This is a genomic window from Alishewanella tabrizica, from assembly GCF_014652375.1.
Lineage (GTDB): Bacteria > Pseudomonadota > Gammaproteobacteria > Enterobacterales > Alteromonadaceae > Alishewanella > Alishewanella tabrizica.
This window is the reverse complement of record NZ_BMYR01000011.1, coordinates 100,489-123,904: the sequence shown is the minus strand read 5'-3', so window position 1 is coordinate 123,904 and position 23,416 is coordinate 100,489. Positions and strand designations below refer to the sequence as shown.

Sequence of the window (23,416 nt, the reverse complement as noted above, 5' to 3'; positions counted from 1 at the left end):
ATAGACTTCTATTCTAAGCGCGTTAATCAGATCGGCCTAAGAATAATGTTGCTCAGTTGGTAAGCAATCATAGTTGAGTACCAACGCAGAACAGGCTAGGGTGTGTGTCTATTCAATGAGCAGCGGAGCACAAGTATGGAGCAATACGCCGCCCTAAGGGCAAATGTCGGGTTGTTGGGGACTGAGTTGGGTGAGACATTACGCCAACATTTGGGTGATGCGGTGCTGCAGCGGGTTGAACAAATTCGGCAATTATCTAAAGAAGCACGGCAAGGCGATAGCAAGCAAGCGGAGCAATTACGTCAGGTATTAACGGCGTTAAGCGATGATGAATTGTTACCTGTAGCGCGTGCCTTTGCTCAGTTTTTAAACTTAGCCAATTTAGCTGAGCAGCATTTTAGTGTGAGTCAAGCGGGCCGCCAAAGTATAGAAAAACCAGAGCCATTAACCGAGCTGTTTCAACGCTTAAAAGATGCCGCGTTACAGAAAGGTGACATTAATCAGGCTGTGCGCGATCTTTCCATTGAATTAGTCTTAACCGCGCACCCGACCGAAGTGGCGCGACGTACTCTGATCCACAAGTTGAGTGAAATTGCCGGTTGCTTGGCGCAACTGGAGCAGCAACACACGCCATGGCAACGTCAGCAATTGCAATTGCGTTTAACCGAGTTAATTAGCCAAGCATGGCACACTAATGAGATCCGAGAGCAGCGACCTACACCAGTAGACGAGGCAAAATCGGGTTTTGCGGTGATCGAAAGCTCCCTGTGGCAGGCTGTACCCGATTTTTTACGTGAATTAGATGCCGATCTGAATACTGCACTTGGCTCCGGCTTACCCTTGGATGCTGCGCCGGTGCGTTTTTCTTCTTGGATGGGCGGCGATCGGGATGGTAATCCTTTTGTAACCGCTAAAGTTACCCGTCAAGTGCTCTTGCTTAGTCGTTGGAAACCCGCCGATTTATTTATTCGTGATTTAGATTTGTTGTCTACAGAATTGTCGATGAACAGTGGATCTGCTGAGCTAATCGCGGCGAGTGAGCAGGCCTCTGAGCCTTATCGCGCGGTATTGAATAAGCTACGGCAGCAGTTAATACAAAAGCGTGATTGGTTAACCGAAGCGTTAAAACATGATCGGTTACAGCGGCCTTTTGATCTTATTTGGCATAATCAACAACTGCTCGAGCCATTGTTATTGTGCTACGAGTCGTTATTAGCCAGCGGCATGCAGTTAATTGCGCGTGGACGTTTAACCGATACCATTCGTCGGGCCTATACGTTTGGCTTAACTTTGTTGAAACTAGATGTACGACAAGATGCCGCTCGCCACGCTCAAGTATTTGCCGAGCTGACGCGTTACTTGGGATTGGGTGACTATGGTGCTTGGACCGAAAGCGATCGGCAGGCGTTTTTATTACGTGAGCTGGCGAATAAGCGACCGTTATTTCCAAAAAGTTGGCAGCCTTCGGCAGATGTACAAGAAGTGTTGGATACGTGCGACATCGTCGCTAGGCATGGTAGTGAAGCCCTTAGCACCTATGTGATCTCGATGGCAGGCAAACCATCTGATGTGCTCGCGGTACAACTCCTATTAAAAGAAGCGGGCATCAGTTTTCCCATGCCTGTTGCACCGTTATTTGAAACCCTGAGTGATTTACAACATGCGCCAGAGTGCATGCGGCAGTTGCTCAGTATTGATTGGTATCGTGGTTACATTAATGGCCGTCAGGAAGTCATGATTGGCTATTCTGATTCGGCTAAAGATGCTGGAGTACTAGCTGCCGCCTGGGCACAATACAGTGCACAAGAAGCCCTAGTTAAGCTCAGTAATGACTACGGCGTTAAACTAACATTATTTCATGGTCGTGGCGGTACTATCGGCCGTGGCGGTGGTCCTGCCCATGCGGCAATCTTATCGCAACCGCCGGGTTCACTGGCAGGAGGTCTGCGCGTCACTGAACAGGGCGAGATGATTCGTTTTAAGTTTGGTTTACCTGCTTTGGCAGTACGCAGCTTGGCGCTATATGCCAGTGCGGTTCTCGAAGGCATGTTACTGCCGCCGCCCGTACCTAAAGCGAGCTGGCGCACGCTAATGACGCAATTAGCAGCAGATTCTTGCGACGCATATCGTGCAGTGGTGCGGCACAATAAAGCCTTTGTACCTTATTTCCGCGCCGCAACCCCCGAACAAGAATTGGGTAAATTACCCTTGGGCAGTCGTCCAGCCAAGCGTAATCCGACCGGTGGGGTAGAGAGCTTACGCGCGATCCCGTGGATTTTTGCTTGGTCGCAAAACCGTTTAATGCTGCCGGCTTGGTTAGGTGCGGGTAATGCCTTAGCCAAAGCCGTCGCTGAACATAATGGGGCGCTACTTGATGAAATGCAGCAGCAATGGCCATTTTTTGCAACGCGGTTATCCATGTTAGAAATGGTCTTTTTAAAGGCCGACATTGAAATCTCAGCCTATTATGACAAGGTGTTAGTCCCTGCCGAATTACAAGGTTTAGGCGAGCAATTACGGCAGCAACTTGCCGCAGATCGCGCTTTATTACTGCAGTTAATTCACAGTGATACCCTAATGGCAAAAGAGGGGTGGATCCGCGAATCGATAATGTTGCGTAATACTTACGTTGATCCGCTACATATCTTACAAGTCGAGCTGTTAAAGCGCGCACGGCAGCATCCCGATAGCATTAATGATCAAAGCAATCGAGCTTTAATGGTGACTATTGCTGGTATTGCTGCGGGGATGCGAAATTCGGGTTAAGGCCGCTCGAATGTATCACCAAAAAAACCGGCATACTTTGCCGGTTTTTTGTCTTCAAGGCGCTACAGGTGGAGGTATAAGCTAGCGCGTTTATTGTTTGGTCCCTTCGATAGTGATTAACGCTGATATAGCTCTAAGGGTAGGCCATCTGGATCCTGAAAAAAAGTAAAGCGCTTGCCTGTGTACTCATCAACACGAATGGCTTCGGTGGCGACATGCTGTTGTTGCAAATAGCTGATCCAGTGTTCTAAATCGGTTACAGCAAAAGCCAGATGGCGTAATCCTTGCGCTTCGGGTCGGCTGGGTCGGGAGGGGGCATCCGGAAAACTAAACAATTCCAATTGGCTGCCGTCGGGTAATTGCAAATCCAGTTTCCACGATTGACGGGCCTCGCGGTAATGCTCAGCTATAATGCGCAAGCCAAGCATTTCGCTATAGAAGTGTTTACTGCGGGCATAATCACTGACAATTAATGCCACATGATGAATGCCCTGAAAATACGGTCTTGGCATTAGTATATTTTCTTAATTTCGGTTTTTAAGGTGTTATCTTTGGTGCTGTTTTGCAGTGCCGAAAGCAATGTTTCTGCTGCTGGACGTTGCTCCGTGGCTAAATACAGTTGCGCAAGACGAAACTGCGCCCACTCGTTAAATTCAGGCAAGGTTTCTTCGTCGGCTAAAAAGCGTTGTAATGCATCAATCCCTTGTGGATAGTCGGTTTTAGCCAGTACAGTTGCACGCCCTAGCTGGTACAGAGCTAATAAACGACTGCGTTTTGCCTCTGTATCAATGGCGTCTTGTTTGCTGGCGTGAACAAACTGCTGCACTGCGCCTGCGTAATCGCGGCTTTGTGCCAATTTTACCCCGTGCATAAAATAGGGTTCAGGCCGGTTTTGTAAGGCCGGGACTTGATCTATTAAGGCTTTGGCTGCTTCGGTTTGATCTTGTTGTAATAGCAATTCTAATTCTAGCAAGTGGCCTTTAAGTGGCTCGACTTGCTGTAAGGTTTTGCTCAGTGCCATCGCTTTGTCTTTATCGCCACCTGCCACGCCAGGCGCTTGCGCATAATATTTCGCCAATGCTTCAAGGTAAACTGCATTCTCGGGTGCTAATTGATGCGCTTGCTCAAAGGCGTTGACACAGCGTTTAGCAAAACCGAGGGCACTGAGCATATTGGCTTGCTGTGCCGAATCACAGCTGGCACGGCCATACCAAAATTGGTATTTTGCGTTAGCCGCATCGGCTTTTACGGCTTTGGCAAGCCATTTTTCCGCTGCTGTTGCATTACCCAGTGCCAACTCACTGCGGCCTAATGTGGCTAATAAAAACGCATCTTTGGTTTTATTATTAACCTGAGGGGCAATAAGTGCTTTAACATCGTCATAGGCTTTCTGTTGAAAAAGTGTCTCGACTTGTTGCTCTAGCGCCGTTGTGGCTACGGAGTGATAACTTACGCCGAGCAGTAATAAAGCAATAAAACGTTGCATAGCCTTCCTTGTGAGTGTTTAAACGTTATTAGACGGGTTAAAAAGCAATAAGTTTATGGCTGATAGGCCATTATCCAATTAATAAATAGCTCTGTACCCGTTTTTAGCGCTTTTTCGTCAGCATAAAAATGTGGTGAATGATTAGCCGGTGCTATTGCTGCGTCTTGGCCTTCGGGCGTGATCCCTAAAAATACAAATAGCCCTGGGGTTTCTAGCGCATAATAGGAAAAATCTTCTGCCCCAGTCACTAATGGGCTTTCCTGCACATTTTCAATACCAGCAACCTGTTGCAAAATAGGTAATGAGCGCGCCGTGAGCGTGGGATCATTCAGGGTTACCGGATAGCCTTCTTCAATCTTAACCTCGGCGCTGGCGCCGGTAACCGCCGCACTGGCTTCCGCGGCTTTGGTCAGTAAACCAAAAATTTGTTGGCGAATACCCATATCAAAATTTCGAATCGTCCCTTCTAAGTAAACTTCGTCTGGAATAATGTTATTGCGTACGCCGCCTTCCACAATACCAAAGCTGATCACGGCTGGCGCGCGGGTAATATTAATTTGGCGGCTAACAATGGTTTGTACGTTGTTGATAATTTGTGCTGCGGCAACAATAGGATCCACCCCGCCCCAAGGAGCAGAGCCATGGGTTTGTCGACCTTTTACGCGTATTTCAAAGCGGTCCGAAGATGCCATTAATGGCCCTGAGCGATACTGAACAACGCCGGTGTTAGCCGGTGCCCAAACATGAATACCGAAGATCGCCTCGGGTTTGTCTTTAGCAAACAACCCTTGTTTTAGCATCAGTTCAGCGCCCCCTTCTTCGCCTGCGGGAGCCCCTTCTTCTGCGGGTTGAAAAATAAACATCACTTTACCTGTAAGCTGTACTTTGTGTTTAACTAAGTAATCAGCAGCCCCCATCAGCATTGCGACATGTAAGTCATGGCCACAGGCGTGCATCACGCCAACGTCTTTACCTCGGTATTCGCCCTTCGCCACTGATCGAAAAGGCAGATCGGTTTGTTCGGTAACGGGCAATGCATCCATATCGGCACGCAGTGCTAATACCGGCCCAGGCTTACCGCTGTCTAAAATAGCCACTACGCCAGTATGGGCGATACCCGTTTGCACGCGTAAGCCCAACTGCTCTAAATGTGCAGCAATGACCTTGGCGGTGCGAAACTCGCGGTTACTTAATTCGGGGTGTTGGTGTAAATCACGTCGCCAGCTTATCACTTGTTGTTCTAGTTCAGGGCTTATACGTATGACTTCAGCAGTAACCGAACTGGGTGAATAGGCGAGCGTTGCAAAAACTAAGGCAGCAAGAAGACGTAAACGCATTAGGTAGCTCCAAGTGGCTGGGGGGCAACACCCACGGTATCGTTACCCAGATGATAATTAAGATTACACCTTACTATGCGCAAATTCTGCCACCAACGCCAGTGTATGATGGATATCATGTGTGCTGATATCAAGATGACACACCCAACGGATCCGTTTTAACGGGCCGCTGGCACTTGCATAGTTGCTGCTAGTGAGTTTTACCTGCTTTGCAGCTAAAAACGTGATCAGTTGCTCGGCTAACGTAGGTGCTAAATCGGTAAAAAGGATATTCGTTTGTGGGGGATGGACAATCAGTTGACCCGCTAACTGCCCTTGCTCTGCTAGGGTGGTTAACCCGTCTGCTAACACGCGTGCATGGGTATGATCTTCTGCCAAACGATCGATATGATGCTGTAAAGCGAAGTGCCCAGCTGCCGCTAATAGGCCAGTTTGCCGCATGCCACCGCCAAGCATTTTACGCACCCGTTTCGCCCGTTGAATAAACGCGGCAGAGCCTAATAGTAATGAGCCAACCGGTGCGCCTAAGCCTTTTGATAAGCAAATAGAGACAGAGTCATATCCTTGGCAAAGGGTTTTTGCCATCTGTTGCGGGCTTAGGTGGTGCTGAGGTGCCAGGGCGACGGCGGCATTAAAAAGACGAGCGCCATCAATATGGCATTGTAATTGTTGCTGTTTTGCTAGGGCCGCAACCTCTTGCATATAGTGCAAGGGTAATACTTTGCCACCCACCGTGTTTTCAATCACAATCAATCGGGTGCGCGCAAAGTGTGGATCGTCTGGTTTTATCGCATCAAGAATATCCGTTAAGGCCAAAGTACCATCGGATTGCAGGGCAAGTGGTTGTGGCTGAATGGAACCTAGCACGGCCATACCGCCACCTTCCCATTTATAGGTGTGCCATTGTTGCCCCACAATGGCTTCATCACCGCGCTGACAATGGCTCATCATTGCAATAAGATTGGTTTGCGTGCCGCTGGGTGCAAACAAGGCCGCTTCAAACCCTAACATATCAGCAGCGTACTGTTGTAATGCCAGCGTGCTGGGATCATCATTAAACACATCATCACCCAATGGCGCATTAAACATCACCGCCTTCATGGCAGCAGTAGGTTGTGTTACGGTGTCACTGCGAAAATCTGGCATCTGGTCTCATCTTATTCAGTTGGCGCTGGCGTTCAGGCTAGATTGCTGGCAGGCTAAAAGCAAGTCCTCTGCGGCTGTTTGCTTGCCGCCAACGCTGGCAGGTGTTTTTAAAAAACGTTTTTCAAAAAGGCAAAGGGTAGCGCGTTTATGGCAGAAGAGTATTTTTTTGAACCCGCACAGGGACATGGTTTAGCGCATGATCCATTAAACAGTATTATTGCCCCGCGGCCAATTGGCTGGATCTCAAGTGTGAGTGACGCAGGGCTAGTCAATTTAGCACCCTATAGCTTTTTTAATTTATTTAATTACAAGCCGCCTATAATTGGGTTTGCCAGTACTGGTTGGAAAGACTCAGTACAAAATATTCAGCAAACGGGTGAGTTTTGTTGGAATCTAGTCAATCGTCGTTTAGTTAGTGCGATGAATCAAACCAGTGCCAGTGTGGCCCCCGACATCAATGAATTTACCTTGGCGGGCTTAACTATGCTGCCGTCACGGTTAATAAAAGCCCCACAAGTGGCAGAAAGCCCCGTGCGTTTTGAATGCAAGTTAACCCAATTATTTCCATTAGTTACCGCGCAAGGCGAGCAAGTGAATACGTGGATGGTACTTGGAGAAGTGATTGGTGTGCATATTGATGTTGCGCTGCTGCAGGATGGCGTATTTGATACGTTAGCGGCTGATCCCGTACTGCGTGGCGGTGGGCCAGCAGAGTATTTTACGCTAAGTGCGGCGCAAAAATTTTCATTGGTACGCCCATAATCTTGGGTGTGCATTGACGAGAAAGGAGTTAAAGATGCGGTATCTTGCGGTCTCCCTAGTGATGTCGGCCCTATTCCATATTGGCACCCCCCTGTATGCACAAGACGTTGATCCTGTATTGACGCCGACAATACCTGAGTTTGATGCGGTTGCCTTAGCGGCATTGACGCAATTCGATACACCCGGTATGGCCGTTGCGGTGATCCAAGGAAGGCAACTCGTGCACTTGGCCGGGTACGGTGAGCGTAGTGTGCTAGAAACGTCACCGGTAACCACGGAGACGTATTTTCGTTTGGCTTCTGCGTCGAAAGCTTTTACTGCTGCCAGTGTCGCTATTTTGGTGGATGAGGGAAAATTGCAATGGGACGACAAGGTTATTCAGCATTTGCCCGAGTTTAGATTGCAAGATCCGTGGGTTACTGCAGAATTTACGGTACGTGATTTATTAAGTCAGCGCAGTGGTTTAGCCGGCGGAGCAGGTGATAGCATGATTTGGCCTGAACCCAGTGGTTTTAGCCGTGAAGAAGTGATTCATAATTTACGTTACCTCACACCGGTTACCAGTTTTCGGGCGAATTATGCGTACAGTAATGTGTTGTATATCGCGGCAGCTGAGCTGGTTGCGCGGGTAGCGGCAACGCCTTGGCATGAATTTGTGGCCGAGCGGATTTTTAAGCCATTAAACATGCAATGTTATGCCGGTCCAGTCCCCGATGTGGCCTTACAAAATGTGGCGTTGCCGTATCGCTTTAGTGCAGAAGAAGGCTTTGCTGTGATTGAGCGTAACGCCATTGATGGCGCGATGTTAATGTCTGCCGCGGCAGGTGGGATAGTGTGTAACGCCCAAGATATGAGTAAGTGGTTGGCGTTTTTACTGGATCCTACGTCACGAAATGCTAACCAAACGCCCGAATTGCCGGGATTTGCGCCTTTTAGCCGTCAACAATTAACACAAATGTGGACGCCGCAGACGCTTATGGGGGTGTCTGCAGCCGATCGCGAACTGGATTTTACGCATTTTAGTGCTTATGGCATGGGTTGGCGCATGGCGGATATGCATGGTGAAAAAGTGGTGCACCACACGGGTACTCTGTCAGGATTTCAAGCGCATGTACTGCTGGTACCAAAGCGGCAACTGGGTATAGTTGTTCTCAATAATGGCTCGAATAGCAGAGCGCGCCAGTCGGTTGTGCAAACCGTTTTAAAACACTATTTGGCGCCTGACCTGCAACGGGATTGGGTTGCTTATTATGCTGAGCAACAACAGCGGTTGCAGGGTGTTGCCTTTTCCGCCTTACCGGTGGGTACGGGTAGCGTATTATTGGCATTACAAGAGTATGCTGGGCAATATGCTGATCGTTGGTTCGGTGCGATAACGCTTTCGCAAACAGAGCAGGGATTAACGTTACACTCTGCGCGCATGCTTAATTTGCAAGGTGTGCTAGAGCCGTTCGCTGATCATAGTTTTATTGTGCGATGGCAGGATCCGAATGTGGCACAGCCAGCATTACTGCATTTTCAACTGAATAATCGCCGCCAAGTCATTGGTTTTACCTTAGAGCCTTATGCGGCCGAACCCGGTGAGCGGCATGCGTATCGTGATATGCAGTTTATAAAAATACCCGCCTCAAAAACCGAGGAATAACATCAACGGCAGTATATGGATCTGTGCTTATTTGCTTGTATTAACTAAGATTTATAGTGGTTAATAAAGAAGGGTAGCAATGGCTACCCTTCTTATTTGTATTGACACGACAGCTTATACGACAACGGTTTAACAAAACGCGTGTGCCGGTTTAACAGCACTTTTACTGGTAATTCGTCGCAACTAAGCGGGTGTTATTTCGCCCGCTTTTTGCTACACCAATCAATAAAAGTTGATTTTAAAATCAACACCAAATACCCGCGGTTCATTGACAAACCCAGTGAGATTACTAAAGTCGATAGCGCCTTTCAGATTATCCTGATCGGTAATATTGCGACCAAAAATCCCCACTTCGTAGTTGTTATTGTAGTTAACATAAGCCACACGCAAGCCCGCTTCGTAATTGCCATCAGTATTAAACTCAACAGATTCATATAAGAATAAATTGGTTTTTCCTTGACGCTGATAATCGGCAAAGACATACACCTCGCCGCCTGGTAGCGGATAATCGTAACGTGTGTTTAACGTTAAAATGGTTTCAGGTGCTTGCGGGAACGGATTGCCGTTAATCAGGGCTAAGCCATTTACGCGTGGATCTAAAACGGTACACAGACCAGAACCACAAGGCGCTACAGTTAAGGTATCGTCTTTTAATTCTGTGTTGTTATAACTAAAGCCGCCGCCGATGCTCAGGTTTTGTAAGACACGATAATCAAAATCGACTTCAAAACCATAGCCTGTGCCTTTATCGGCATTAATCAGCTGATTACCCTGTGTTTGTCCACCAATAGCTGATAATTGAATATCGTCAATGATGTAGTAAAACAAGGCGGCATTTAAGCGCAGTGTGTTTTTGAGTAAATCAGACTTCGTGCCGACTTCAAAGGAGGTAATGGTTTCAGCATCGGCCACGGACGGCGGCGCTTCAAACGCAACATCACGGCCTTGAATCGACTGAGCGCGGAAACCTTCAGCAACGCGGCCAAATACGCTGGTGGTATTGGTTAAGCGATAGTTGGCGCTTAATTCCCAGCTAATTTGATCGTCTTTGACTTTAATTGGCGCATAATCTTGAATTTGCGCTACACCAATAACTAATGCAAAGCCGTCGACATTTTGTTGACCCACAGAAAAGGTTTTTTCATCTTCGGTATAACGTAAACCACCCGTTAAGGTAAGTTTATCGTTTACAGCATACGATGTTTGGCCAAACAATGCCCAACTGGTATTGCCGTGGAACACTTCGGTAGCCCCAAAGAAACCATCAATACTGTTTACCCCAAAAGACGAATCAAAATAAAACGCACCTGTTTGCCAGCTTAATGCATTACCCGTGTCACTGGCCAAGCGGATTTCTTGAGTTACTTGTTTTAAATCTTTTAACTGATCTTCGGTTACTGCATTGGCTACTGCGGCAAACCCTGCTTGGTCTGGATTACCGCCGTCAATGTCACCAATTCCCCCACCTTTAGCTTTTTCAAGCGCAGAGATCGAGGTTAAAATCATGCCGTCCAGTTTTACATCAAGTTTTAAAGAGGTACCCCAAGCATCGTAGCTTTGTTCGTTGTTACCCGGCGCATCATAGGCTACTACGTCCCGATCATAGTTTGCATTTAACTGGTTGCTGCCTGGCGTTAGCACGTTTTTACGGAAAATCGTTGAGGTGCCATCGTAGCTGCGGCTGTGTACATTAAACAAGGCATCTACTTGGTCGGATTCATATAAAAATTGTAAGCGACCGGCACGCTCATCATAGCCACCCAGCGCATCTTTTTGGCCGGTAAAGCTGTTATCAACCCAATTGCTGCGATGCTGCGATAAAAAAGAGGCGCGCGCAGATAACGATTCGGTTAAGCCTCCGCCCACAGCGCCCTCAAGGTGTGCTGTTCCCAAGGTGCCTGCTGTTGTCTTAACGTAGGCATCAAAATCTTGGCGTGGTTTTACTGTATCAAATTTAATAATACCGGCCGTGGTGTTACGACCAAACAAGGTACCCTGTGGCCCACGAATCACTTCCACTTGCTGTACATCGAATAACGGAAAGCTTTTTAGGATCACGTTCTCCATTACCACGTCGTCCATGATAATAGACACGGGTTGTGAGGCGGCTAAGTCAAAATCTGTGTTACCTAAGCCACGGATATAAAAACGTGGTGCAGCACGGCCGTTAGAACTTTCGGCATATAAGCCCGGTACTTTAATCGCCAGGGCGGTAATATCATCCCCGGAAGAGAAAATACTATCAAACTTTTCACCTGATAAGGTGGCCACAGAAATAGGCACTTCTTGAATGCTTTGGCTGCGGCGTTGTGCAGTGATAGTAATTGTTTCGAGCTTTTTTTCTTCTGTTTCTAAGTTTTTGTCACTTTCCTGCGCCAGCAAGGCAGGAGAAAAACCTAGTGTTGCGCCAAAGAGGGCGGCTTGTACCGCGACAACCAAGGCCGATTTGCCGAATAGGGTCATTAACGTTATACCTTCATTTAAGTGATGGGAGATATTACAAGTGATAGCACTAACACGTATTGAGCCGTTGGAGTGACCACAGCGGCTAACCTGAAAGTGCACACTAATATAGCAGTTTGTCGCGTTTTTTGCTGCAATTAGCTGAATTTTCCTTCATGTTACCTAGCAAAGTGATCGGCTGTGTTGTAATAACGTAAAGCCAGTGAATGACTTAAGGATATTTTTTAATGTGGGTGATGCGATTAATCACAACGCTGTTATGCGGTATGGTTTTGGGCGTAAGCCCTACAGTGCTTGCAGCGAGCTCGGGGTGGCAACCGGCAAAGCATTTACAAGCCGAGCTGGTCAGTGAGTATCAAACGGTTCAGCCTGGGCAAACGCTTCAGTTAGCACTGCATTTTATCCCAGACGAGTATTGGCACACCTACTGGATCAATCCAGGAGATTCAGGCTTGCCCACCAGTATTGCTTGGCAACTCCCCACTGGGGTGACTGCTGGTGATATTCAGTGGCCTACGCCACAAGCGTTTTCTATTCCACCCATGATGAATTATGGTTTTGCAGGCCCAACCCTACTGCTTATTGATCTTACTGTACCCTCGTCCTACAGCGCGACGACGCTAGACATTACTGCGAAGGTCGATTGGCTGGTGTGTGAAGAAATTTGTATCCCTGCAGAAGCCAGTTTGCAACTCAGTTTGCCCGTTTCTTCCTCTGCTGAGCCCTCTGTTTACGGACAATCTTTGGTGAGCCAAGCCAAAGCACGGCAACCTCAAACGTTAGCGATTACCGGTTTTTATGATATTGCGGGTGACAGTTTTTCGGCAGCGATTGCTGGACTGCCTGATGACGATTTTCAGCAGTTTTTTGTTTCGGCCACGGAGCTTGTGGATCATGCTGCGCCACAACACGTGCTGTTTAGCGAAGGCGAATGGCTGTTACGGCAAAAACTCAATACCTATTTTACTCACGCGCCAACTGATTTTAGCGTGGTGTTAGTGAGCGCTAATGGTCAAAGCTATAGCGTAACCTTACAAGCTGCTGCCGAGGCCGCCGTAGTAAGCAGCCCTGACGCGTCGCAGCAAGCCTTGTGGCTAGTATTGTTGATGGCGGCAGCGGGCGGGCTTATTTTGAATTTAATGCCCTGTGTGTTTCCCGTATTATCGCTAAAAGCCCTCAGTATTGCTGGAAATACGGGGCAGCAACAGCAACAAAAGCGCGATGCGCTGTGGTATAGCCTTGGTGTAGTACTTAGCTTTGTTGCGCTGGCCAGTGTGTTACTAGCCTTACGTGCGGCAGGGACTGCAGTTGGATGGGGCTTTCAGTTACAAAGCCCAATACTTGTAGCCGCGTTAGCCTATTTGCTGTTTGCATTAGGGTTAAGTTTATCGGGCTTGGTGCAATTTGGCTTAGGCTTAATGAATGCTGGCGGTGGCTTAACTCAACAAAAAGGGGCGAAAGGCGCATTTTTTACCGGCGTATTGGCTGTTATTGTTGCCAGTCCATGCACAGCACCCTTTATGGGAGGGGCTTTAGGTTACGCGGTGACACAGCCGCCGTTTTTAGCGTTATTGGTATTTGTTGCCTTGGGGTTAGGCATGGCCTTGCCATTCTTGCTATTAGCCTTCGTACCCGGATTAGCGAAGCGTTTGCCCAAGCCCGGTGCGTGGATGGATACGTTGAAACAGGTATTAGCCTATCCGTTATACCTCAGTGCGGTCTGGTTAGCTTGGGTATATGGTCGCCAAACCGGAATCGATGCACTCGCGTTGTTATTGTGTGGTGCAGTGGCATTGGCGGCGGCATGCTGGTTATGGGGGCGCTGGCAATTACGACGTGAAGGAAAAGCAGACGCTGTTTTTGCCTTGCTTTTAGTGGCGTTAGCCTTGTCGGTATTATGGATGGCAACGCCAAAGCTTGCGGAAAATAGTTCTTCTCCCGAGGTCACACAGACCCATTGGCAAAGCTGGAGCGCCGACAAGCATGCCGCATTACTGGCAGCAGGTAAGCCCGTTCTCGTTAATATGACCGCCGACTGGTGTATTACCTGTTTAGTCAACGAGCGGGTTGCGTTAAATACCGATAGCAGCAAAGCCGCGCTGGCCTTGTTTGATGTGACGTATCTTAAAGGTGATTGGACACGGCGCGATGCGGCAATAACGGCATATTTACATCAATATCAGCGCGATGGCGTGCCATTGTATGTGCTGTATTGGCCCGGCCAGCCCGCCGAAGTGTTACCCCAAATTTTAACGCCGGACACCCTCCGGCAAACCTTAGAGCGGCTCAGTAAGCAATAAGCCGCATATTAATGTTAAACGTACAATCTACAAACAACAGGAGTGATACCATGAAAAAAATGAAACTGTTAGCCCTTGCTGCTGCCGCCTTGTTTGCGGGCAGTGTTGCCGCAGCGCCGCAAGTAGGCCAACCGGCTCCGGCATTTACGGTAAAAGATTCCACAGGCCAGGTACACAGCTTGCAAGATTTTGCGGGTAAAAATGTGGTGCTGGAATGGACCAATCACGATTGCCCTTTTGTCGTAAAGCACTATAACGGCAATATGCAGCAGCTACAAAAAACCTATACTGAACAAGATGTGGTGTGGTTAAGTGTTATTTCGTCTAAACCGGGTAGCCAAGGCCATATTGATCAGGCGAAATCAGACGAGTTGACCACGAGCCGTGGTGCCGCGCCGACAGCGGTTATTTTTGATGAAGATGGCGTAATGGGTAAAGCCTATGATGCGCGTACCACACCCCATATGTATGTCATTGATAAAGCAGGTATATTGCAATATATGGGCGGTATCGACAGTATCCCATCTGCCAAGGTAGAGGACATTGCTAATGCCACCCCGTATTTAGCTAATGCGACAAAAGCCGTAATTGCTGGGCAAACGCCTGATCCGGCGGTAACGCGCCCTTACGGTTGTAGTGTAAAATACTAAGCCCGGCGCTTAGGTTCAACAGGGCTGCCGTTGGCTAGGTAATAGATGCCATGCAGCCCGTTTTATTAAGTGTGTCTAACGAAAGCTGTGAAAAATAAATAGCCGTTTTGCCTTCATGCGATGAATAATAGCTAAGATAAAGTTGCTCACCTTCTATCACCATACCTGCATAGCTACAATCCCCGCCAGAGGGTAGCGTTAGGCATTCAGAGAGCGTGCCAGTATTGGCATCGAGCCAGCATAAGCTGGTACGGATCTTCTCGTTATACAAGCGAACACACGCCAATAAACGTCCGTCTGGCAACTGGAGCCAATGCGGCCCACCAATTCGGCAGCCAATCTCTTGCCAGTGCCATTGGGTATAAGGCGCGAGACTTCGGCCCAGTAATCCGGGTTCAGGATCGCGGCGCAACAAACATAAAGCCGTACCATCCTCTTGAAATAAAATACTATTTTCGTTGGCGTAGCTACCTTGATAAATATCGGCGCTAACGGAGAAGGCTAGCGTGTGAGTGGCCTGATACAGCCGTGAAACAGTTGGTTTAGCACAATGATACGCCAACGCATACACCGTATCCTGCAGCCAACTGAGGCGCCAGAGCCAAAAGTTCGGTTCACCAATAGCCATTGCCTCCGACCATGCTAGCCCCGTTTGTGAGTGCCAAAGGTAACTTTGGTGCGTGGCCAATTCGGTATGATGTAAGGCACCTGCAGCCACTAACAGCAAACGCCCATCTGGATGTGTGCTGAACTTGGGATCGCGCAAATCTGCAGCAGGATGTTGAACTAACGCCACACTTTGCCAGTGTCGTCCCTGATCAATCGATCGCAGCACGCGCAAGGCGCCATCTGGAGATACGTGCGCACTGGCTTCGCGAAAGACACACCATAATGCATCTTGCCATGCAATAAGATCGGTAAAAGCATTATGTGCGCCTTTTTGCCAGATACATTTAATATTCATAGACAGGCCTCAGGAAACGCTAATAGCAGACTGGAAAACACGCTAACACAAGGTATAACACTAATTAGGAATGGCAGGAGGCAATAATTGCAGCCCCTGTTTTGTCAAAGCTTGTTGCATTACAGGTTGCTGTAACAAATGGAATACCCATTGATACAAGGTGTTAATATCAAGAGAATGCTCCGCATCCAACAAAAGCTGGTGCTGGTAACGCTGATCAATGCGCTCTGAGATGAGTAAGATTTCTCGGTGATGCGGTTTTAAATTGAGGTATTGTGCTAAAAAAGAACGTGTCACTATGGCTGTGTCGGTTCGCTGTTTTAACACGAGTTCAATACTGGCGTTGTGGTCTGTGACAGGGATCATTAGATATTGACTGGCTAAAAGCTTTGGATCGGTTTGATAGTCAGCAATGCGATAATGGTAACCAAGAATGCCGGCGATCGTTTTTCCGCTTAAATCATCAAACCATAATTGTGATTTTGCTTTGCTGCGAAGCGCTATAAATACCTCATCGTCTTGAGCAAAGGCTGCCGAATGGTGTAAGGGCATTTCTCTTTGCTTCCAGCCCCAATTTATATCTTCAAAGAAAATGGCATCAAATAAGCCTTGTTTGAAATCTTGATGACGACGCACAGCTGTCGTCATTACCAACTCAAAGTGATATTTCTGCTGTAATTGATTTAGCAGTGCAATCAGCTCAACAGTCAAACCATTAACTTGATGTTGTTGAAGTTGGACGTAAGGAGGAAACTCGTAAGCGCCAACCTTCACCGGAATTTTGTCAAAAGCCAAAGATGGCAGCGCTAGCCAGCATAACAACGACAGTAGTGTGTTTTTGTAGAAGGTAATCATATTTTACCAATATCTTCAAACCAGAGTTCAGGCGCAGCAGCGATAAAGTCTTGCATCATTTTTATGCATTCTTCGTCTTGCACTATGCTAAGTTCAACACCTCGGCTACGCACATAGGCTTCTGGTCCCTGAAAGGTTTGGTTTTCACCAATAACTATTTTCGGTATTCCGTACAGCAAGGCCGTGCCACTGCACATGTCACATGGCGATAAGGTAGAGTAAAGTGTGGCTTTTTTGTAATCAGCAGGTGACAAACGACCAGCTTGCTCGAAGCAATGCATTTCAGCATGCAAAATAGCGCTACCCTGTTGCACTCGCTGGTTATGACCACGCCCAACAATTTTGCCATCAATCACCAGTACCGAGCCAATTGGAATACCGCCTTGAGCTAAGCCTTTTTGTGCTTCGTCGATGGCTGCTTGTAAAAAAGCATCGCGCATACTGTTCTCCTTTTAGCTGATTTAGCTAGCATAGCTGTTAAAACTAAGCTGGGCTAAGTTTTTTTATCAGTGAACACGCATACTATTGATATGATTTTGTTAGCGCTCTGCCTTGAGCGCTCATATATTTGTTATCAAATATGCTGACTAGAGGTAGAAGTTTGCTTTGAGCATGGTTGTTAATCCGTTTGCAAGGCAGTAATAGGATCCAGCTCCGACGCTTTTATTGCGGGATACACGCCAAATGCTACACCGATTAAGGCGCAAATACTAAAGCTTAGCACGATAGCAGGTAGCGACCAGGAGACTGCCCAGCCAGAATAAAAGGCGATCAACTCTGATAAAATGATGCCAAATAGAATACCGGCAATCCCGCCGACAATGGCAATGGTAAAACTTTCGGCAACAAACTGCAGTTTAATATCGCGTTTAGTGGCGCCAATCGCGCGCAGCAAACCGATTTCTTTGGTACGCTCTAGTACCGTGGCCAGCATAATATTCATAATACCAATGCCGCCAACCAGTAACGAGATGCCTGCTACGCAAGACATAACAATATTAAAAATCTTTTGTGTTTGCTCTTGTTGCGCCAGTAAAGCTGCCGGCACAATTAAACGAAAATCGTCGATATCATTATGGCGTTGCTGTAATAAAAAGTTCAGCGCTTGTGCGGTCACGGCGCTAACGACTCCGTCAGCTAATTGCACGCGGAACGAACTTAATTCAGCGGTTAATGGTAGGGCGCGAAAGCGATTATGCGCGGTTTGTAGCGGCATAAATAATTGGTTTTGTTCGCCCCCTAACTTAATGCCTTGGAATTCGTTATTACTCGTATGAGGTTCTGCTAAGACACCGATAACGTGTAACCAGACATGATTCACTTTGACATATTGCCCCAATGCGTTTCCTTGAGGAAACAAACTGGCCGCCATTTGTGAGCCTAATACCGCGACTTGAGCTGCATAAGTCTCTTCTAATTCGGTAAAGTTGCGCCCGCTTGCAAAGGGCAAACTGCTTAACGCCATATAACTGGGTAATACCCCAATGGCGATACCTTCACTTTTGCCACTATGACTAATAATAGAATAGGTTTCTATCTGCCGCTCAGCGCTGTATCCCGTAATGCCGGGTAAGGTGCTAATTGCGGCGTGTAAATCACTTTGGCTTAACCCAAGCGAATGTTTACGATGTTCCAGTAAGGTTTTCTCATCAAAGGTTTTGCTTTCAACAATAATATTGCGCAGCCCCATGGTTTCAATGGTTTTCAGTGCTTCGCGCTCAGCACCCTCACCAATGTTCAGCATGGCAATTACCGCACCGACACCAAAAATCATCCCTAATAAGGTTAAAAAGGTGCGTAATTTATGTTGAGCCAGCTCAGCGAGCGTGTCTTTCACCATTGCGCTGTGTTTCATATCAGGCCTCCGGATCTAACAAGGCAATGGTATCGCCGGCTTCGGCACCACTGGTGATTTCAGCATGGGTTAAACTTTTTGCACCCAAAGTGATCGGCTGGCGCTGAAAACCTAAGCCGTATTTTTTCCAAACATATTGCCCAGAATCATCACTAAATACGGCCTGTAAGGGCACGGTTAACACCTGCTCCAAGGTGTTGGCAAAAATTTCTGCTCGCGCTTTCGCCCCAGGTAAAAAGAACGAATGCTGTGCTGCGGGTTCAACAACTACCTCAATATAGCGGCGTGGATCTCGCCGTTCACGCGATTGAGCAACTTGACCGACACTTAGGATCTTCCCTTCTAATACTTGCTCTGGGCGGGACGTTAATACAAAGCGAACCTGTTGTTCGGCAGCCAGTCCTACCGCTTCTTGTTCGATAATTTGCAAGCGCAAATGTTGCAAACTGAGATCGGGAATGCTGCCTAACCGTTCGCCAGGAAATACCATGCGGCCCACTTCGGGTTTTTCGCCGCGCCAATTGGCTTCATAAAGTAAGATACCCGTATGGGGTGCACGTATTTCCAGTGCTGCAAGACCTGATTGTGCTTGCTCTAATAAGCCTTGTTGCTGGCCTTTTTGTAAACGTAACAAATCTAGCTCGCCTTGTGAGCGACTGGCAAAACTCTGTTCTTGCCATGTCAGGTAGGACTGTTTTTCACCTAAAAATTCTTTGTTTTGTAGTGAATCTAAAATTTCTAAGCGCGAGCGGATTTGTACATCATCAATACTAAAGCGATCGGCAAAGGCAAACTCTTGCTGCACTAAACGCTGATCTAAACCAATATTGGTTAGCTCTGCTGCTTGTTGCGCACCTTTAAATTGCTGATCTGCTAACACACCGGCGAGCGCATTATCGGCATCACGCAAGCTGCGCTCTAACTGGGTGGCATCAAATCGAATTACCAAGTCGCCCGGCGCTACACTGCTGTATTCAGCAGCCACTTCTGCAATAAAACGTGGGCCTCGGGTACTTTGTGGCGCGTTAATGCTAATGGAGTTTACCGCAAATAATTCACCCTCAGCTTGAATACGATGCGTTAGCGTGCCCGTTTCTAAGGTGATCACGGCATCACGCTCAGTATATTCTGCGCATCGGGTTAAGAGTAAGAACATGAGACAGGCTAGCATTAAACGGGTTTTCATGGGCGCTCTCCTTGCGCTAAACGTATTTGTAAGCGGGCTGTCATGCCTGGGCGCATAATAGCCAAGTCAGGCGTATCCATAGTGATGCTGGCATCTACCACCCGACTTAAATTTTCGGCCGACTTATTACGTACGGCATTGCCCAAATCGGTTAACACACCGCTAAAGCTGCGTTCTGGGTAAGCATCTAAGGTAATTTGTACCGTTAATCCAGGTTGCAGAAACTTTAAATCAATTTCATCAATTTCCGTTTTGATATAGAGCGTATCTAGTTGACTGACTTCCGCAATCGGTTGACCAAATTGAATCGTGTCGCCAACAGAAGATTTTTCACCATTATAGTCAGGCACGTACACCATAATGCCGTCAAAAGGCGCTTGGATGCGTAACGACGCCAATTCGCGCTGTAATTGCTGCACCTCAGCAGTTAAGCGGCTAATTTTAGAGGAGATAATTTGTTTTTCCGCCGCACGTTGTTGCTGATGAAAGTCTAAACGGCTTTGGGCTAACTGATACTGGCTTTGCGCGATGGTATAATCAATTTGCGCTTTACGGCGATCATTTTCTGAACGGGAATGATCGACTATTTCTGCTTTGCGCTTTTCACGATCGTGATCATTTTTACGTTCAGCTTGTTGTAATTTTAGCTCTTCAAAACGCTGTTCGTCCGCCGTTAGCCGATTGGTGAGCTCTTGTTCTGCACTTTTTAGTTCTAAGGTTTTATTGCGTAATTCATCTTGTAGGCTTTGGCCATCAAAGGCAATAACCGACGTGTCTTTGGTTAGCATAGTGCCTTCTGGTGCCATTTCCCGAATATTATACTGCCACATGCGGCCAACACTGGGGGGCGATACGGTAAATGAATTCGCGGCAGCCAATTGGCCAGTAGCGCGCACACTGGCCGCAGTTGGCGCATTGATAACGGTTTCGGTAGCGGGCTGGCAAGCCGTAAGCCATAAGCTACAGCCAAGCAGTAAAGGTAAAGCGGTGTTATTCGGCATGGCGCGCCTCTATTAATAATCCCATACCCAGTAATGGTTGGCGAATGGGTAAGGTGTCAGCTGTAAATTTCGCTTTATAATACAAAGCATTACCCCACGCTTGACGTTTTTCACCTTGCCCCGCTAATTGCGCTAGCGTCACGTTAAACGGCTGCTCGGGTGCAATATCAAAACGGGCTTGAATGCGTGTGGCTTGTTGTAAACGCGGCACATCAACTTCATGCACCCACGCTTCTACATATAACCCTTGTTGTTCGGTTACTTCGGCAATTTGCCAGCCCGGTTGCGCGGTGACACCTGCAAACAGCTTAGTGCGATACCAAGGATGCAATCCATAGCTTATGGCGCCATCGCGTTCGGCATACACACTCATGGTGGTCAGCGTTTTTTCTGCTTCTGCCAATTCTAACTGGCTTTTACTAATCACTAATTGTTGTTTTTGGAGAGCGGTTTGTTGCTCAATTTTCGTGGTAGCCAAGGTTTCTACGGCTTTTTTTAACTCTGTTTGGGCACGTTGTTGCTGCAACTGATTATTCTCGTAATCGTACAAACTTAAGTTATCTTTGGGGATTGCGGCATCAATATCGGCCTTTTCCAGTAATAATTTCCGCCGCGCTAATTCATAATCGGCTTCCATTACGCTTTGGGCATGGCTACTTTCAAGTTGTTTAAATTGCTCTTCAGCACTGACCAATTGGTTTTTTAAACGCTCGATGTTGGTTTGAATGCTGCCAGCGTCAAATACCGCCACTAAATCCCCAGCCTGAACTTTTTCAGCCTCTGGTTTTAACCATTGCACTTGAATACGCCAGGTGTCACTTATAGGGGCGACAATATTTTGCCGATACTCAGAGACTAAGCTCCCCGTTAATAATAAGGGTAATTCAGTTTGCGCTTGCAGGCCTATACTCGTAGCCAATAACACACTTATACCGAACATGCGCTGTCCTCCAAAATATGGCCATCACGCATTCTGATTACGCGCTGTGCATAGGCGGCAATATCATCTTCGTGTGTCACCATCACCACGGTATTACCGCGACGGTGTAGCTCGGTGAGCAGCTGCATAATTTCTACAGAGGTTTTGCTATCTAAATTACCTGTTGGTTCATCAGCAAAAATCACCTTAGGATCATTTATTAGCGCACGGGCAATGGCAACGCGTTGCCGCTGACCACCAGACATTTCAGCCGGTTTGTGATGCATCCGATGGCCTAATCCCACTTGGTGTAACAGGCTTTCAGCCCGCTGCAGTGCCAACTCTGTTGGGGTATCAGTATAGCGCAGCGGTAGGGCAACGTTTTCTGCTGCTGTAAGGCGCGGAAGCAAATGAAAAGATTGAAAAATAAAGCCAATATGCTGATTGCGCATCGCCGACAATTGTTCGTCGTTAAGTTCACTTACCGTGGCACCAGCTAATTTATAGTGGCCGCTACTTGGGGTATCTAAACAGCCAAGTATGTTCATCAAGGTTGACTTACCTGAGCCTGAGCTGCCCATAATGGCGACAAATTCGTTTTCGGCAATGCGTAATGTCACATCGCGTAAGGCTTTGACTTGGGTGTCACCATTACCAAAAAATTTACACAGCAAGCTGGCTTCAATCATGGCGCTTTCCTGTTGTAATAGTTTATTAACAACAGTGTGCCATGGCTATTACAGCACAACTAGCCGTAAATAGCGGAAAAATGTAAGCAGGTATTACAAGGCGTTTTCCTCATAACCGTTTACTATCTTTCTGCTGCTGGGCTAGGGCGCTGCTATGGCGGCAACAGTACGTTGTACTTTGTCTAGTAAGGCGGTGATTGAGTCTAATTGCGCCCGTTCCAGTATTAATACTCGCCCCAAAGTAAGCGCATGTATTTCACACACTGCCCGTTGTTTTGCGTCGCTGATGCGCTCTAAATCTGCCACATGGGCTAACCCCACCGTACGCCTGATCAGCTCGCAACCTGCGTAGCCGATAGCATCGGTGAACACCTGTTGTAAAAAGCGTTGCTGATAGCGGCTATTTTGTAGCGTGGGATCTTGGGTGGCAGTTTGTTGTAATTGGCTAAAAGTGTCGGCAAAATGTTGCCAAAGGGTGTGGATTTGAGTAAGTAAGTAGTGTTGCTGCTGCGATTGTTCTTCGGGCGTTTTAAACACCCCCGGGCTGGCAACATAATTAATCAGTAAATTGCCAATTAACACACCAACATCAAACCCAATTGGGCCGTAAAAACCAAACTCAGCATCGATAACTTTGCAATTCTCGTTATTAATAAAAATGCTGCCGCTGTGTAAATCGCCATGCAATAAGGCTTGAGGTTTAGATAAAAAATCCGCTTTTAACATGGCCACTTCTGCCTGCAAGTCGGTATCGTACCAAAGTGCACGAGCGCTTGGCAGAATCAGGCTATGAATCGTATTGCGCTCGTGGTTGCAATACGGATCGGTAAAAAATAAATCTTCGGTAATTAAACACAGATCAGGGTTAGTAAATTGCGCGACGGCAGCTTTTTTGGCGGGGCCGGTGAGTACAAAGTCGCTGGTATAAAACAGCGTATTGGCCAGATAGTTCGCCAGCTGTGGAGCCAAATGGGCAAACTGCTTACCTTTGATCAGGGCTGTGCGCAGGATGTCATACTGCTTTAAATCTTCCATTAGAATCGCCGATAACGCTCGATCAAAATGCAGCACCTCCACCGTATGTTCCGGGCAAAAGCGGGCGTGTAATTTTAATACCTCGGCTTCTATGCGTGCCCTATCGGTGCTCAGTGGCCAGCTTTCTCCTACACAGCGGGCGTAGGGCAGGGCTTGCTTCACAATCAATGAAGTCCCTTTATCGTTAACAACACGAAACACCAGATTAAGGTTGCCGTCACCAAACTCCGTCGCGCTCAGTTTGCTATGTTCGCCAAATAGCTCACTGTGTTCATCGGCAAACCGCATGGCCTGTTCGGAAGTAAAGATTTGATAAGCCGTCATTTACAAAAGCCCTTGTTACTTGAATCAAAAAAC

At 47.5% G+C, this 23,416-nt stretch carries 19 protein-coding genes; 5 read left to right on the top strand and 14 right to left on the bottom strand.

Annotated elements, in window-relative coordinates; all coding sequences use genetic code 11:
• The first annotated feature begins 135 nt into the window (after window positions 1-135).
• Window positions 136-2,766 (top strand): phosphoenolpyruvate carboxylase, encoded by a 2,631-nt coding sequence (gene ppc / locus IE070_RS13515; RefSeq protein WP_189483725.1) that lies wholly within the window; start codon window positions 136-138, stop codon window positions 2,764-2,766.
• A gap of 116 nt (window positions 2,767-2,882) precedes the next feature.
• Here ppc and gloA2 read toward each other — a convergent pair whose 3' ends face one another.
• The 4 genes from gloA2 to ltaE form a co-directional block, all read right to left on the bottom strand.
• Window positions 2,883-3,278: an SMU1112c/YaeR family gloxylase I-like metalloprotein gene (gene gloA2, locus IE070_RS13510; RefSeq protein WP_189483724.1), complete on the bottom strand. Its 396-nt coding sequence runs from the start codon at window positions 3,276-3,278 to the stop codon at window positions 2,883-2,885.
• Window positions 3,278-4,252 carry a tetratricopeptide repeat protein gene (locus IE070_RS13505; RefSeq protein WP_189483723.1) on the bottom strand — a complete coding sequence of 325 codons (975 nt, stop codon included), beginning with the start codon at window positions 4,250-4,252 and terminating at the stop codon, window positions 3,278-3,280. The genes gloA2 and IE070_RS13505 overlap by 1 nt, the downstream gene beginning before the upstream one ends.
• Window positions 4,253-4,305: 53 nt before the next feature.
• Window positions 4,306-5,589 (bottom strand): amidohydrolase, encoded by a 1,284-nt coding sequence (locus tag IE070_RS13500; protein ID WP_189483722.1) that lies wholly within the window; start codon window positions 5,587-5,589, stop codon window positions 4,306-4,308.
• A 63-nt stretch (window positions 5,590-5,652) separates the two neighbouring features.
• On the bottom strand, window positions 5,653-6,735 hold the full coding sequence (ltaE, locus tag IE070_RS13495; RefSeq protein ID WP_189483721.1) for a low-specificity L-threonine aldolase: 1,083 nt from the start codon (window positions 6,733-6,735) through the stop codon (window positions 5,653-5,655).
• Window positions 6,736-6,882: 147 nt separating this feature from the next.
• On the opposite strand from ltaE, the gene IE070_RS13490 reads away from it, so the two are divergent.
• A complete protein-coding gene (locus IE070_RS13490; RefSeq protein WP_189483720.1) occupies window positions 6,883-7,497 on the top strand; it encodes a flavin reductase family protein in 615 nt (204 codons plus the stop codon).
• Between the two features lie 34 nt (window positions 7,498-7,531).
• Window positions 7,532-9,142 carry a serine hydrolase gene (locus tag IE070_RS13485; RefSeq protein ID WP_229797069.1) on the top strand — a complete coding sequence of 537 codons (1,611 nt, stop codon included), beginning with the start codon at window positions 7,532-7,534 and terminating at the stop codon, window positions 9,140-9,142.
• A gap of 222 nt (window positions 9,143-9,364) precedes the next feature.
• Here the strand turns inward: IE070_RS13485 and IE070_RS13480 are convergent, their stop codons facing one another.
• Window positions 9,365-11,605, bottom strand: coding sequence for a TonB-dependent receptor (locus tag IE070_RS13480; protein WP_189483719.1), 2,241 nt, complete (start codon window positions 11,603-11,605; stop codon window positions 9,365-9,367).
• 227 nt (window positions 11,606-11,832) lie between these two features.
• Between IE070_RS13480 and IE070_RS13475 the strand changes: the two genes are divergently transcribed.
• Both IE070_RS13475 and IE070_RS13470 read left to right on the top strand, forming a co-directional pair.
• Complete coding sequence (locus IE070_RS13475) at window positions 11,833-13,905, top strand: protein-disulfide reductase DsbD family protein (RefSeq protein WP_229797068.1); 2,073 nt, start codon at window positions 11,833-11,835, stop codon at window positions 13,903-13,905.
• 50 nt (window positions 13,906-13,955) lie between these two features.
• Window positions 13,956-14,555, top strand: coding sequence for a redoxin domain-containing protein (locus IE070_RS13470; RefSeq protein ID WP_189483718.1), 600 nt, complete (start codon window positions 13,956-13,958; stop codon window positions 14,553-14,555).
• A gap of 34 nt (window positions 14,556-14,589) precedes the next feature.
• Here the strand turns inward: IE070_RS13470 and IE070_RS13465 are convergent, their stop codons facing one another.
• From IE070_RS13465 to mtnK, 9 genes are all read right to left on the bottom strand, one after another.
• A complete protein-coding gene (locus IE070_RS13465; protein ID WP_189483717.1) occupies window positions 14,590-15,519 on the bottom strand; it encodes an exo-alpha-sialidase in 930 nt (309 codons plus the stop codon).
• 60 nt (window positions 15,520-15,579) lie between these two features.
• Entirely contained in the window at window positions 15,580-16,374 is a 795-nt protein-coding gene (locus IE070_RS13460; protein ID WP_189483716.1) for a transporter substrate-binding domain-containing protein, read from the bottom strand.
• Window positions 16,371-16,814: a nucleoside deaminase gene (locus IE070_RS13455; RefSeq protein WP_189483715.1), complete on the bottom strand. Its 444-nt coding sequence runs from the start codon at window positions 16,812-16,814 to the stop codon at window positions 16,371-16,373. Before IE070_RS13455 ends, IE070_RS13460 begins: the two co-directional genes overlap by 4 nt.
• A gap of 179 nt (window positions 16,815-16,993) precedes the next feature.
• On the bottom strand, window positions 16,994-18,229 hold the full coding sequence (locus IE070_RS13450; RefSeq protein ID WP_189483714.1) for an ABC transporter permease: 1,236 nt from the start codon (window positions 18,227-18,229) through the stop codon (window positions 16,994-16,996).
• 1 nt (window position 18,230) lies between these two features.
• Complete coding sequence (locus tag IE070_RS13445) at window positions 18,231-19,415, bottom strand: efflux RND transporter periplasmic adaptor subunit (RefSeq protein ID WP_189483713.1); 1,185 nt, start codon at window positions 19,413-19,415, stop codon at window positions 18,231-18,233.
• Window positions 19,412-20,416 (bottom strand): HlyD family secretion protein, encoded by a 1,005-nt coding sequence (locus tag IE070_RS13440; RefSeq protein WP_189483712.1) that lies wholly within the window; start codon window positions 20,414-20,416, stop codon window positions 19,412-19,414. The genes IE070_RS13445 and IE070_RS13440 overlap by 4 nt, the downstream gene beginning before the upstream one ends.
• Complete coding sequence (locus IE070_RS13435; protein WP_189483711.1) at window positions 20,406-21,356, bottom strand: HlyD family secretion protein; 951 nt, start codon at window positions 21,354-21,356, stop codon at window positions 20,406-20,408. Before IE070_RS13435 ends, IE070_RS13440 begins: the two co-directional genes overlap by 11 nt.
• Window positions 21,344-22,024: an ABC transporter ATP-binding protein gene (locus IE070_RS13430; protein WP_189483710.1), complete on the bottom strand. Its 681-nt coding sequence runs from the start codon at window positions 22,022-22,024 to the stop codon at window positions 21,344-21,346. The genes IE070_RS13435 and IE070_RS13430 overlap by 13 nt, the downstream gene beginning before the upstream one ends.
• Window positions 22,025-22,165: 141 nt before the next feature.
• On the bottom strand, window positions 22,166-23,383 hold the full coding sequence (gene mtnK / locus IE070_RS13425) for an S-methyl-5-thioribose kinase (RefSeq protein WP_189483709.1): 1,218 nt from the start codon (window positions 23,381-23,383) through the stop codon (window positions 22,166-22,168).
• Window positions 23,384-23,416: the final 33 nt, after the last annotated feature.